Raw genomic sequence first — 11,914 nt, 5'->3', positions numbered from 1 at the left:
GACGAAAAGGCGTGAGGCGGACAGGTCGGTAGTGACACCCGTTCCGACCGAGGAGACACCATGACCGCCGATCCGCTCGACGAGATGCTCGACCGTTCCGCGCCCGCACGCGTCGTTCCCGCGCAGGCCGACATCAGTGCGATGATCGTCGCCGCCCGAGACGAGACGCTGCCGCGGCGGCGGCGGCGGCGCCGTCGGACCGCTCTCCTCAGTGGCGCTCTCGCGCTGCTCTTCGTAGGAGGAACCGGTGTCGCGGTGGCGTCATCGGACTGGCTGTGGAGCGCTGGCCTCGACGATCCGGATCGGGTGTACACGTACACGTCCCCGACCTGGGGCGAGTGCGAGCTCCGCTTCAGCGCCATCGACACGCACAACCCGATCACCGACGCCCAGGTCAACGGCATCGTCGATGACTGGTTCGCGACCACGGATGTCGAAGCAGCGGCGGCGCCGCTCATCCCCGAATACCTCGCGACGATGGAAGCCGCCGACGCCTCCGATCCGTCTGCGGATACGGATCCCCGGCGGGCGGACCTGAACGCGTGGACCGCACACGAACAGGCCGTCAACGAACTGATCTACGCCGAGCTGAGAGAGAACGGCTTCGACAGCGCCGCCCTCGCCGGGGCGAACACGCACAGTCAGGTGCACTGCGACGGCGAGGACTGGGGGTCCGGGGAATGAGCCGCGAGCGGGACCTGACGAGGGTTCTCGAGGCGAGTGCGCCCGACCTGCTCGCCTACCTGGCGCGTCGAGTGGGACCCGATGACGCGGCCGACCTCCTCGGCGAGACGATGGTCGTCGCCTGGCGACGATCAGCGGACCTTCCCGACGAGCCGGAACGTGCGCGGATGTGGCTCTTCGGTGTCGCTCGCGGCACGCTGGCGAACCACGCGCGTGGGCAGCGCAGGAAGTGGGCCCTCGCGGATCGACTGCGTCTGCACCTGCGGGGAGCCTCCCACGCGCCCGCCGCGGACGAGGGGATCGAGGTCCGTGACGCCATCGCGCGGCTCGATCCGGATCTCGCGGAGATCGTCCGGCTGGTGCACTGGGAGCGGCTGTCGCTCGTGCAGGCGGCTGAGCTCCTCGGCATCCCCTCATCCACCGTGCGTGGCCGGTACGCCCGCGCGAGAGAACAGCTCAGAGCCGAACTCGCGGTCGGTGCCGTTCCGAGCGCGGAGAACGGGGCGGGATTCGCGTAAACTCGGTGACACCATGGCTACCTTTGGCACGCTCTCCGATCGGCTCACCGAGACCTTCCGCAATCTGCGCACGAAGGGAAAGCTCACCGCGGCCGACGTCGACGGCACTGTACGCGAGATCCGTCGCGCACTCCTCGACGCCGACGTCGCGCTCTCCGTCGTGAAGGAGTTCACCGCCAAGGTGCGCGAGCGTGCCCTCGGCGACGAGGTCAACAAGGCGCTCAACCCGGCGCAGCAGGTCGTGCAGATCGTCAACGAGGAGCTGGTCCAGATCCTCGGCGGCGAGCAGCGTCGTCTGCAGTTCGCCAAGACGGCGCCGACCGTGATCATGCTCGCCGGCCTCCAGGGTTCGGGAAAGACCACGTTCGCGGGCAAGCTCGCGAAGCAGCTCGAGGGCGAGGGGCACACGCCCCTCCTCGTCGCCGCCGACCTCCAGCGTCCCAACGCCGTGAATCAGCTCCAGGTCGTGGCGGAGCAGGCCGGTGCCACCGTCTACGCCCCGCAGCCGGGCAACGGCGTGGGCGACCCCGTCAAGGTCTCCCGTGACGGCGTCGAGCACGCGCGCCGCCATCAGCACGACGTGGTCATCATCGACACCGCCGGTCGTCTCGGCGTCGACGCCGAGCTCATGAAGCAGGCGTCCGACATCCGCAAGGCGACCGATCCCGACGAGGTCCTGTTCGTCATCGACGCGATGATCGGTCAGGACGCGGTCAACACCGCCCGTGCCTTCCAGGAGGGCGTCGACTTCACCGGTGTCGTCCTCTCGAAGCTCGACGGCGACGCGCGCGGTGGCGCCGCACTCTCGGTGGCGTCGATCACCGGCCGCCCGATCATCTTCGCGTCGACCGGAGAGCGACTCGAGGATCTCGAGCCTTTCCACCCCGACCGCATGGCGAGTCGCATCCTCGACCTCGGCGACATCCTGACCCTCATCGAGCAGGCCCAGCAGGCCTTCGATGAGGAAGAGGCCATCAAGATGGCCGAGAAGCTCGCCACCGAGCAGTTCACGCTCGAGGACTTCCTCGACCAGCTTCAGCAGATGAAGAAGATGGGGTCGATGAAGAAGATGCTGGGGATGCTCCCCGGCATGGGGCAGATGAAGCAGCAGCTCGAGGACTTCGACGAGCGCGAGATCGATCGCACGGAGGCGATCATCCGTTCGATGACACCCGGTGAGCGCCGCAACCCCAAGGTCCTCAACGGATCGCGTCGTCTGCGCATCGCGCGTGGCTCGGGCATGACCGTCACCGACGTCAACCAGCTCGTGCAGCGCTTCGATCAGGCCGCGAAGATGATGAAGACCGTCGCCCGTGGTGGCACCCCGAACATCCCGGGGATGGGGTCGATGCCCGGGATGGGCAAGCCGGGAGCCTCCTCGAAGCGTGGCAAGAAGGCCAAGTCCTCGGGCGGGTCCCGTTCAGGCAACCCGGCGAAGCGCGCAGCCGAGAACGCAGGGCTCGCCAGCGCATCCACCCCGACCGGTTCCGGCTTCGGTCTGGGTGGCGCCAAGGCGCCCAGCGAGGCCGATCTCGCCGAGATCCAGAAGCTCTTCGGCAAGAACTGACGCCGGTCAGGGTCGGGACGCCTGCAACTCCTGCTCGCGGGCAGGAGCCGATGAGCGACGCGTCGTCCTGAGCGCCGTCAGCTGGCCCACAACCAGCGCGACGAGTACCAGTGCGATTCCGAGTGCCTGGAGCGGTGTGAACGTCTCGCCGGCCACGAGCGTGCCCAGCAGCGTCGCGACCACGGGCGAGAGCAGAGCGAGCAGCCCCGGAGCGATGACCGGCAGCAGCTGGATGCCGCGGAACCAGAGCGTATAGGCGAGCAGCCCTCCGACCGAGCCCAGCCACAGGTAGCCGAGCGAGGCTCCGCCGTCGATCGAGGCGGGGACGCCTTCGAAGAGCAGAGTGAGCGGCAGGAGGACGAGACCGCCCGCCGTCAGCTGCCATCCCGCATACGAGACCGGTCCGACGCCTGCAGGGCGGCCCCACCGCTTCGTGAGGATCATGCCGAGCGCCGTCGCCGTCACGCCTCCGAGAGCCGCCAGGATTCCGAGGGCATCGAGATGCGCTGCGGGCCCCAGTACGACGAGGGCGACGCCTCCCGCGCCCACGACGGCAGCCGCGGCGGTGAGCGGTCTCATCCGGTCTCGCAGGACGAGCGCGCTCATGCCGAGGATGATCATCGGTTGCACCCCCGCGACCGCTGCGGCGACGCCTCCCGGCAGCCGCTCGGCGGCGAGGAACAGCAGCGGGAAGAACGCTCCGATGTTGAGGGCCCCGAGAACCAGCGACTTCAGCCACCACCCCCCGGACGGCAGGCGCCTGCCGATCGCCAGCGCGATGATCCCCGCAGGGAGTGCACGGAAGAGCCCGGCCAGGAGCGGGTGACCGGAGGGGAGCAGCTCGGACGTCACGAGGTACGTCGTTCCCCACGAGAGAGGAGCGAGCGCCGTGAGCAGCAGAAGGGTGACGCGGTTCATGTCTCCAGCCTGATCGGATCGAACCAATGAGTCCAACACATACTTGTCACGCAAATCATGATGCTGAATCATGGATGGATGGACCTCCAACAGCTGCGATACGTCGTCGAGGTCGCATCCACCTCGAGCTTCACCCGTGCCGCGGAGCGGTGCTTCGTCACGCAATCGGCGCTGAGTCACCAGATCGCCGCCCTCGAGCGCGAACTCGGACAACGTCTCTTCGTCCGCTCGAGTCGCAGCGTCCGGACGACGGATACGGGGGAGGCCTTCCTCGTCCACGCGAAGAAGGCCGTGATCGCCGCCGACGATGCCCGAGATGCCGCGGCTGCTGCGTCCGGCCGGATCGTGGGCACGCTCCGTCTCGGCGTGATCCCCACGGCAAGTGCGGTGTCGGTGCCTCGGGTGGTTTCCCGTTTCCGAGAGGCGCATCCTGACGCTCGCGTCGAGCTCACCGTCGGCAACAGCGATACGCTCGCCGACGCGGTGCGACGGGGGGATCTCGACATCGCCCTCCTCGGCCTGCGCGAGGGGAGCGTGCCGAAGGGCGTCGCTGTGCGGGTGCTCGCCCGTGAACGTCTGGTGGCAGCGGTCGCCCCGACGCACAGGCTGTCCGGACGGACCGGCGTCCGGATCGCCGATCTCGTCGACGAGGTGTTCGCTGATTTCCCTGCCGGCACGTCGGGGCGTGCTCAGGGCGACGCGGCGTTCGCGTCATCCGGTGTCGCCCGCGATGTGGCCTTCGAAGCCGACTCGTCCGAGTTGATCCTCGGACTCGTCTCGGAGGGGCTGGCGATCGCGTTGCTCGCTCCCGGGGTCATCGTCGGCTCATCCACGGATGCCGTCGCGGTCGAACTCGCCGACGGCCCGACGCGCGTGCAGTACGTCGCGTGGGACGACCGTGCGCCGCGGGGCGTCGCGATCGCCTTCCTCGACGTGATCGACTCGATGATCGATGTCACGGAAGACGAAACGGGCCCGGAGGAATCCTCCGCGCCCGCCTCCTCAGAACTCTGAGGTCACTTCACGTCCTCATCGACCCAGTCCATCGACTTGCTGACGGCCTTGCGCCACAGACGAAGCTGGCGGTCGCGCTCTGCGTCCTCCATCGACGGCTCCCAGCGGCGGTCCTCCTGCCAGTTGGCGGACAGGTCGTCCAGACCGTTCCAGAATCCGACCGCGAGTCCGGCGGCGTACGCGGCGCCGAGCGCGGTGGTCTCCGCGACGACCGGGCGAACGACCGGAACGCCCAGCACGTCGGCCTGGAACTGCATGAGCGCGTCGTTCGCGACCATGCCGCCGTCGACCTTGAGCTCGGTGAGATCGACACCTGCGTCGGCGTTGACCGCATCGAGCACGTCGCGCGTCTGGAAGGCGACTGCCTCGAGCGCCGCGCGAGCGATGTGGTTCTTGTTCGCGTAGCGGGTGAGACCCACGATCGCACCACGTGCGTCCGGACGCCAGTACGGCGCGAACAGGCCGGAGAACGCCGGGACGATGTAGACCCCGCCGTTGTCATCGACCTGCTTGGCGAGCTCTTCGACCTCGGGAGCCGAGCCGATGATGCCGAGCTGGTCGCGCAGCCACTGGATCAGCGATCCGGTGACGGCGATCGATCCCTCGAGCGCGTAGTGGGTCGGTCCGTCGCCCAGCTTGTAGCCGACCGTCGTGAGCAGCCCGTTCTTCGAGTGGACGATCTCCTCGCCCGTGTTGAAGATGAGGAAGCAGCCGGTTCCGTAGGTGTTCTTGCTCTCGCCCGTTTTGAACGCGGCCTGGCCGAACGTCGCCGCCTGCTGGTCGCCCAGGATGCCGGCGATCGGGGTCTCGCGCAGCAGTGACGAGTCCTCGGCGGCACCGTACACCTCGGAGGAGGAGCGGATCTCCGGCATCATCGAGCGAGGGACGCCGAACGCCTCGAGGATGTCGTCGCGCCACTCGAGCGTCTCGAGATCCATGAACATCGTGCGCGAGGCGTTGGTGACATCGGTCACGTGCACGCCGCCGTCGACGCCACCGGTGAGGTTCCACAGCACCCAGCTGTCGGTCGTGCCGAAGACGAGGTCTCCTGCCTCGGCCTTCTCGCGCGCACCCTCGACGTTCTCGAGGATCCAGGCGATCTTGGTGCCCGAGAAGTAGGTGGCGAGGGGAAGGCCGACGACCGGCTTGAACCGCTCGACGCCACCGTCGGCCGCGAGGCGGTCGACGATCTCCTGCGTGCGGGTGTCCTGCCACACGATGGCGTTGTAGACGGCCTTGCCCGTCGTCTTGTCCCAGACCACGGCGGTCTCACGCTGGTTGGTGATGCCGACGGCCGCGATGTCGTGACGCGTCAGGTCGGCACGGCTCAGTGCGAGACCGATGACCTCCTGGACGTTGCGCCAGATCTCGGCGGGGTCGTGCTCGACCCAACCGGCCTTCGGCAGGATCTGCTCGTGCTCCTTCTGACCGGTCGCGACGATGCTGCCCTTCTTGTCGAAGATGATCGCGCGGCTGGAGGTGGTTCCCTGATCGATGGCGATGATGTAGTCGGCCATTGTGTTCTCCTTTGAAGTCAGGTTCGGGTTCAGGCGAGGTTGAGCAGGACGGGTGCTGCGACGGCGGCGAGGACACCACCGATGAGCGGTCCGACGACCGGGACCCAGGAGTACGACCAGTCGCTGGAACCCTTGCCCTTGATCGGCAGGATGGCGTGAGCGATACGCGGTCCGAGGTCACGTGCGGGGTTGATGGCGTAGCCGGTCGGTCCACCCAGCGACGCGCCGATGGCGACCACGACGAGTGCGACCGGGAGCGCGCTGAGCGGTCCGAGGCCTCCGGGGGTGCCGATGTCTGCGACGCCGTAGTCCGCGAACGCGAAGACCGCGAACACGAGGACGAAGGTTCCGATGACCTCGGTGACGAGGTTCCAGCCGTAGGAGCGGATCGCAGGGCCGGTCGAGAACACGCCGAGCTTGTTGGCGGCCTCGGGCTCCTCATCGAAGTGCTGCTTGTAGGCGAGCCACGTGAGGATGGCACCGACGATCGCGCCGAGGAGCTCGGCACCGGTCGCGACGGCGAACTGCGAGAAGTCGATCTTGCCGGCGACCAGGAGGCCGATACCGACCGCGGGGTTCAGGATCGCGCCGGAGTATGCCGAGGCGAGGACACCCACGAAGACCGCGAGACCCCATCCCCAGTTGACCATCAGGAAGCCGCCGCCGAAGCCCTTGTTCTTCGCGAGGGCGACGTTGGCGACCACACCACATCCGAGGAGGATCAGCATCGCTGTGCCGACGAACTCCGAGAGGAAGTAGAGACCGAGATTCACATCAGTCATGTCTTCATTGACCTTTCTTGAGTGCCAGGGCCCCTTAGCCCTGGCACTTGTTGGGATTTACACCGCGTGGACGGCGGTGTTCGGATGTCTCGTCAGCCGCGTGCGCGGGACGAGATCTTCAGTCCATGTCGTTCGTTCAGCAGCGTGCGCGTCTGATCCAGTTCGGCATCGTGGCGTGCGCGGTCCCAGTCGAGCAGAGGAGCCAGTGCATCGGCAAGCTCTTCGAGCACATCCGCGTCGGCGTGTCCGGTGAACGCGATGCTGGTTCGGCGCAGGATCACGTCCTGGAGGCGCGCGACCATCTCGTTCTCCACCATCCAGGCGAGCTCGCGCGTCGAGAGGTCGCCACCGGCGAGGGGAGCGTCGTCGCCCTGCTCGATGTACTCCCAGACCTGCGCTGCGCGGGTTCCGTAGCGGGCGAGCAGGCGCTCGGCGCGCTCACCGGCTCCGGAGAGGTTCTCCTGGATCCAGATACGACGGGCCTTCTCCGTGCGCGGGAAGTCGCGGCCTCCACCGATCGCTCGTCCTGCCGTCGAGACCGTGCGGGTGCGGCCGAGCAGCCCGAGCGCGACGTCGGAGAGGGACTCGCCGAGGGCGCGGAACGTCGTCCACTTGCCGCCGACCAGGCTCACGAGAGGCGCTGCACCCTTCTCGTCGACCTCGATGCGGTAGTCGCGCGACACGAAGCCGGGCGCCGTGTCCTCGTGGCGGGGAAGCGGGCGGATGCCGGAGAAGTTGTAGACGATCTGCTCTCGCGTCACGTCGATCTGCGGGAAGACGTGGTGGATGAGGTCGAAGAAGTAGTCGATCTCCTCCTCCGTGCACACCGGGACCTCACGCGGGTCGGCGTCGATGTCGGTCGTACCGACGAGGACGCGTCCCTTGAGCGGGTAGATCAGCACGATGCGGCCGTCGGAGTGCTCGAAGAAGATCTCGCGTCCGCGCGTCGCCTCGAGGAGCTCGGGGTGGTCGAGGACGATGTGCGAGCCCTTGGTTCCGCCCATGAAGCGCGTGTCGGTGCCGAGAGCGTCGTTCGTGAGGTCCGTCCAGGGTCCGGAGGCGTTGACGACCACATCGGCGGTGACGGTGAACTCGGTGCCGCTCTCGCGGTCGCGGAGCACGACGTTCGCACCGTCGCGGGCGACGGCCTCGACGTAGTTCAGCGCGATGGCGCCACCCGGGTGCGCGGCGCGACCGTCCTGCAGGACGTCGAGTGCGAGGCGCTCGGGGTCGTGCATGGACGCGTCATAGTACGTCGCCGTGTACTTGATGTTGGGGTCGAGCGAGGGGAGCTCGGCGAGCGAGCGCTTGCGACCGAGGAACCGGTGACGGGGGACCATGCCGCCGTCGCGGGAGAACGTGTCGTAGATCGTGAGGCCGACCTTGATCAGGAACGCGCCGCGCTCCTGAGGCTTGCCGCTCTTGTGCGTGAGGAAGCGCAGGGGAGCGGACAGGATGCCCGAGAAGGTCGAGTAGATCGGGATGGTCGTCTCGAGCGGCTTCACGTAGTGAGGCGCGATCTTGAGCAGGCCGTTGCGCTCCTCGACGGACTCGCGCACCAGACGGAACTCGCCGTTCTCGAGGTAGCGGATGCCGCCGTGGATCATGTGGCTCGATGCCGCCGACGCGCCGGAGGCGAAGTCTCCGCGTTCGACGAGCAGGACGTCCACGCCCTGCAGTGCGAGGTCACGGAACGTGGAGATGCCGTTGATCCCCGCTCCGATGACGAGGACGCCGGTGCGTCCGGATTCACGGACCGCGCGGACTTCGGCGCGTTCCGGTGATGAGTGTGTCGACTCGATCATCTTCGACCCTTCTCTGTGCTTGCCCCCAGCTTCGACCCATGTGGCCAGGGCGCGCAAGCCCGCTGCACATATGTGCAAAGATCGGGGTGAGGAGGTCGTCATGGGCCAGTCCGACGCGGGATCCCGCGACTCGAAGCTGATCGCCGCGCTCACCGCAGCGCAGCTCTACTACATGCAGGACAAGACCATGGAGGTCATCGCGCAGGAGCTGAAGACCTCCAGGTCATCTGTGTCGCGGCTGCTGAGCTTCGCGCGGGAGAGCGGGCTCGTCGACATCCGCATCAACTCGCCGCTCGAACGGCTGGGGATGCTCGAGCAGCACATCCGAGACAGATACCGGGTCGTCGCTCATGTCGTTCCCATCCCCGAGATCGTCAGCGAGGTCGAGCGGCTGGAGCGTGTCGCGCTCACCGCGGGGCGACTGCTCTCGCAGTTCGTCGACTCGAACATGATCGTCGGGGTCGCCTGGGGATCGACCATCAGCGCGGTCAGTCGCGGACTCACGCAGAAGGAGACGCACAACACGACGTTCGTGCAGCTGAACGGGGCGGGGAACACGCAGACGAGCGGTGTGGAGTACTCGAGCGACATCCTGCAGCGCTTCGGCAGCGCCTTCGGGGCCCAGGTGCAGCAGTTCCCGGTGCCCGCATTCTTCGACGACCCTTCGACACGGGAGGCGATGTGGCGCGAGCGCAGCACGAGGCGTGTGCTCGATCTGCAGTCGAAGATGGACATCGCCGTGTTCAGCCTCGGCTCTCCCGCGGCGGAGGTGCCCAGCCGGGTCTACGTCGGTGGCTACCTCAGCCGCGACGACTATCGCAGTCTGCGTGAGGATCACGCGATCGGTGACGTCGCGACCGTCTTCTTCCGCGCGGACGGCTCGTGGAAGGACATCCGTGTCAATGCGCGCGCGACCGGACCAGGACTCGACAGGCTGCGCCGCGTTCCACGACGTGTGTGCGTCGTCTCCGGCATCCCCAAGCTCGTGAGCCTGCGCGCGGCGTTCGCGGCCGATCTCGTCACAGACGTGGTCCTCGACGAAGGGCTCGCACGCCGACTCGTCGACGACTGAGCGACTACGGCTCGTCGGTGGACGCTTCAGGTCCTGACCGGAATTCGCGGATCAGATGCTGGACGACGGCCGCGAGGTCCCCGCCGGTCGCATTCGCGATCGTCAGCTGCCGCTCGTAGCTCGCCCCGTCGGTCAGGATCGTTCCGATGCTGCCGAACTCGCGCACGCAGCCGAGCTCGACGGCCACCGGGGCCAGGTCTTCGATGATCTGCGCGAGATGGTCGCGCACGGGGCGCTGCGAGCCGGCCGCATCCACGATCACGCGCGCATCGAGGCCGTACCGCGCCGCGCGCCACTTGTTCTCGCGGTGATACCAGGCCGGCATCTGCGGCAGGGTGCGGCCTTCGTCCAGCTCTCGAGACAGATGCTCGACGAGCACCTGGACCAGTGCGGCGACCGCGGCGAGTTCCGGAAGGGTGGACAGTCCGTCGCACGCGCGGATCTCGATGGTGCCCCATCGGGGCGCGGGCCGGATGTCCCACCGCACCTCCGTGGCGTCGGCCATGACACCGGTGCGGACCATGTCATCGAGGTAGGACTCGTACTCCGACCAGTCCTGCAGGGGCCAGGGGAGTCCAGCGGTGGGCAGCTGCTGGAACACGAGGGCACGGTTCGACGCGTACCCGGTGCGCTCTCCCGCCCAGAACGGGCTCGACGCCGCCAGCGCCTGCAGATGGGGGAGGTAGCCCGACAGCGCGTTGATGATCGGGATGACCTTGCGCTGATCCTCGACCCCGATGTGCACGTGGATGCCCCAGATCATCATGTTGCGTCCCCACCACTGGGTCCGCTCGATCAGGGTGTGATACCGCGTCTTGTCGGTCACCTCCTGGTCGTACCACTGGGCGAAGGGATGGCTGCCGGCGGAGAGCAGCTCGATGCCCGCGGGGTCGGTCGCGGATCGCACGGCCGCGATCGCGTTCGCGATGTCATCCACCGCATGTGCGACGGAATCGCCGATGCCGCTCGTGACCTCGATCGTGTTGGTGAGCAGCTCGCCGGTGACGGTGTGCCGCTCGTCCTCGCTCTCGGCCTCGAGTGCAGAGAGGAGTTCCGGCGCACGACCGACCAGATCACCGCTCACCGGATCGGCGAGCATGATCTCCCACTCCAGGCCGACGGTGGACCGCGCCGAGGGCGCGAAATCGAGCTTCACGAGCACAGTCTGACACGCGGCCTCGGCGACACGGCAACCGCCGTGTCGCCGCGTTTCGCTCCTGGGCCGCTCATCTGGCAGAATAGAAGGTCGGACGACGTGCTCGACCCTCTATCCAGCATTCGTCCTCCCTCTTTGAGCTTCCGCCGGGTGTGCACCCCACTCTCCAGGCGATCGGTTCGTCAACTTCCACACAATTCAGGAGAATCGTGGCTGTCAAGATTCGTCTCAAGCGCCTGGGCAAGATCCGTGCGCCGTACTACCGCATCGTCGTCGCCGACTCGAAGACCAAGCGCGATGGTCGCGTGATCGAGGAGATCGGCAAGTACCACCCCACCGAGGAGCCCTCGTTCATCGAGATCGACTCCGAGCGTGCGCAGTACTGGCTCTCCGTCGGCGCACAGCCGACCGAGCAGGTCGCCGCCCTCCTCAAGATCACGGGCGACTGGGGCAAGTTCAAGGGCGACAAGGACGCGAAGTCCACGCTCAAGGTCAAGGAGCCCAAGGTTCCGTTCGAGATCGACGCGTCCAAGAAGTCCGTCGTCAAGCCCAAGGCCGAGAAGAAGGTGGAGGCTCCCGCAGAGGAGGCTCCCGCCAAGGCCGACGCGGAGGCCGCTGAGGCTCCCGCCGCCGACTCGGAGTAATCCGTCGTGCTCGCCGCCGCGCTCGAACACATCGTCAAGGGGATCGTCGATCACCCGGACGATGTGCATATCAACTCGTCCACCTCGCCGCGAGGCGATCTCCTCGAGGTGCGTGTGCACCCCGATGATCGTGGACGCGTGATCGGGCGCGGCGGCCGCACCGCGAAGGCACTGCGTACGCTCATCTCCGCGCTGGCCGATGGGCGACGCGTCCGCGTCGACGTCGCGGACGACTGA

General features: G+C 67.4%; 12 protein-coding genes. 7 read left to right on the top strand and 5 right to left on the bottom strand.

Annotated elements, in window-relative coordinates:
* Positions 1-60: 60 nt before the first annotated feature.
* The 3 genes from ACTJKH_RS04340 to ffh are packed head-to-tail and all read left to right on the top strand — an operon-like array spanning position 61 to position 2,769.
* Positions 61-684, top strand: a complete 624-nt coding sequence (locus ACTJKH_RS04340; protein ID WP_440735893.1) for a hypothetical protein — start codon at positions 61-63, stop codon at positions 682-684.
* Complete coding sequence (locus tag ACTJKH_RS04335) at positions 681-1,202, top strand: RNA polymerase sigma factor (protein WP_440735892.1); 522 nt, start codon at positions 681-683, stop codon at positions 1,200-1,202. The genes ACTJKH_RS04340 and ACTJKH_RS04335 overlap by 4 nt, the downstream gene beginning before the upstream one ends.
* 13 nt (positions 1,203-1,215) lie before the next feature.
* Positions 1,216-2,769, top strand: a complete 1,554-nt coding sequence (ffh, locus tag ACTJKH_RS04330) for a signal recognition particle protein (protein ID WP_210097812.1) — start codon at positions 1,216-1,218, stop codon at positions 2,767-2,769.
* Between the two features lie 6 nt (positions 2,770-2,775).
* Here the strand turns inward: ffh and ACTJKH_RS04325 are convergent, their stop codons facing one another.
* A complete protein-coding gene (locus ACTJKH_RS04325; protein ID WP_440735891.1) occupies positions 2,776-3,687 on the bottom strand; it encodes an EamA family transporter in 912 nt (303 codons plus the stop codon).
* 78 nt (positions 3,688-3,765) lie between these two features.
* Between ACTJKH_RS04325 and ACTJKH_RS04320 the strand changes: the two genes are divergently transcribed.
* A complete protein-coding gene (locus ACTJKH_RS04320) occupies positions 3,766-4,701 on the top strand; it encodes a LysR family transcriptional regulator (RefSeq protein ID WP_440735890.1) in 936 nt (311 codons plus the stop codon).
* A gap of 2 nt (positions 4,702-4,703) precedes the next feature.
* On the opposite strand, the gene glpK is transcribed toward ACTJKH_RS04320, so the two are convergent.
* The 3 genes from glpK to ACTJKH_RS04305 all read right to left on the bottom strand — a co-directional run bounded on the left by glpK (position 4,704) and on the right by ACTJKH_RS04305 (position 8,805).
* The gene (gene glpK, locus ACTJKH_RS04315; RefSeq protein ID WP_440735889.1) at positions 4,704-6,218 is read right to left on the bottom strand and encodes a glycerol kinase GlpK; all 1,515 of its coding nucleotides are present in this window, start codon (positions 6,216-6,218) and stop codon (positions 4,704-4,706) included.
* A gap of 29 nt (positions 6,219-6,247) precedes the next feature.
* Positions 6,248-7,000 carry an MIP/aquaporin family protein gene (locus ACTJKH_RS04310; protein WP_056509723.1) on the bottom strand — a complete coding sequence of 251 codons (753 nt, stop codon included), beginning with the start codon at positions 6,998-7,000 and terminating at the stop codon, positions 6,248-6,250.
* Between the two features lie 92 nt (positions 7,001-7,092).
* A complete protein-coding gene (locus ACTJKH_RS04305; RefSeq protein ID WP_440735888.1) occupies positions 7,093-8,805 on the bottom strand; it encodes an FAD-dependent oxidoreductase in 1,713 nt (570 codons plus the stop codon).
* A 100-nt stretch (positions 8,806-8,905) separates the two neighbouring features.
* Here ACTJKH_RS04305 and ACTJKH_RS04300 point away from each other — a divergent pair, with 100 nt between their 5' ends.
* Positions 8,906-9,877: a sugar-binding transcriptional regulator gene (locus tag ACTJKH_RS04300; RefSeq protein WP_210097818.1), complete on the top strand. Its 972-nt coding sequence runs from the start codon at positions 8,906-8,908 to the stop codon at positions 9,875-9,877.
* 4 nt (positions 9,878-9,881) lie between these two features.
* On the opposite strand, the gene ACTJKH_RS04295 is transcribed toward ACTJKH_RS04300, so the two are convergent.
* The gene (locus ACTJKH_RS04295) at positions 9,882-11,033 is read right to left on the bottom strand and encodes a glutamate--cysteine ligase (RefSeq protein ID WP_440735887.1); all 1,152 of its coding nucleotides are present in this window, start codon (positions 11,031-11,033) and stop codon (positions 9,882-9,884) included.
* A gap of 209 nt (positions 11,034-11,242) precedes the next feature.
* Between ACTJKH_RS04295 and rpsP the strand changes: the two genes are divergently transcribed.
* Together rpsP and ACTJKH_RS04285 are read left to right on the top strand one after the other, a co-directional pair.
* The gene (gene rpsP / locus ACTJKH_RS04290) at positions 11,243-11,677 is read left to right on the top strand and encodes a 30S ribosomal protein S16 (protein WP_056307932.1); all 435 of its coding nucleotides are present in this window, start codon (positions 11,243-11,245) and stop codon (positions 11,675-11,677) included.
* 6 nt (positions 11,678-11,683) lie between these two features.
* Positions 11,684-11,914, top strand: coding sequence for an RNA-binding protein (locus tag ACTJKH_RS04285; protein ID WP_440735886.1), 231 nt, complete (start codon positions 11,684-11,686; stop codon positions 11,912-11,914).

The organism is Microbacterium sp. 22215 (assembly GCF_052045655.1).
In the GTDB taxonomy this organism is placed as follows: Bacteria; Actinomycetota; Actinomycetes; order Actinomycetales; family Microbacteriaceae; genus Microbacterium; species Microbacterium phyllosphaerae.
Note: the sequence above shows the minus strand (reverse complement) of the source record. Positions and strands in the feature narration are given on the sequence as shown.

Excerpts from the sequence above, each read along its gene's own strand:
- ACTJKH_RS04325 (WP_440735891.1), bottom strand. The coding sequence starts at position 3,687 with ATGAACCGCGTCACCCTTCTGCTGCTCACGGCGCTCGCTCCTCTCTCG.
- ACTJKH_RS04305 (WP_440735888.1), bottom strand. The coding sequence starts at position 8,805 with ATGATCGAGTCGACACACTCATCACCGGAACGCGCCGAAGTCCGCGCG.
- ACTJKH_RS04320 (WP_440735890.1), top strand. The coding sequence starts at position 3,766 with ATGGACCTCCAACAGCTGCGATACGTCGTCGAGGTCGCATCCACCTCG.
- ACTJKH_RS04310 (WP_056509723.1), bottom strand. The coding sequence starts at position 7,000 with ATGACTGATGTGAATCTCGGTCTCTACTTCCTCTCGGAGTTCGTCGGC.
- ACTJKH_RS04300 (WP_210097818.1), top strand. The coding sequence starts at position 8,906 with ATGGGCCAGTCCGACGCGGGATCCCGCGACTCGAAGCTGATCGCCGCG.
- ACTJKH_RS04340 (WP_440735893.1), top strand. The coding sequence starts at position 61 with ATGACCGCCGATCCGCTCGACGAGATGCTCGACCGTTCCGCGCCCGCA.
- glpK (WP_440735889.1), bottom strand. The coding sequence starts at position 6,218 with ATGGCCGACTACATCATCGCCATCGATCAGGGAACCACCTCCAGCCGC.
- ffh (WP_210097812.1), top strand. The coding sequence starts at position 1,216 with ATGGCTACCTTTGGCACGCTCTCCGATCGGCTCACCGAGACCTTCCGC.
- ACTJKH_RS04335 (WP_440735892.1), top strand. The coding sequence starts at position 681 with ATGAGCCGCGAGCGGGACCTGACGAGGGTTCTCGAGGCGAGTGCGCCC.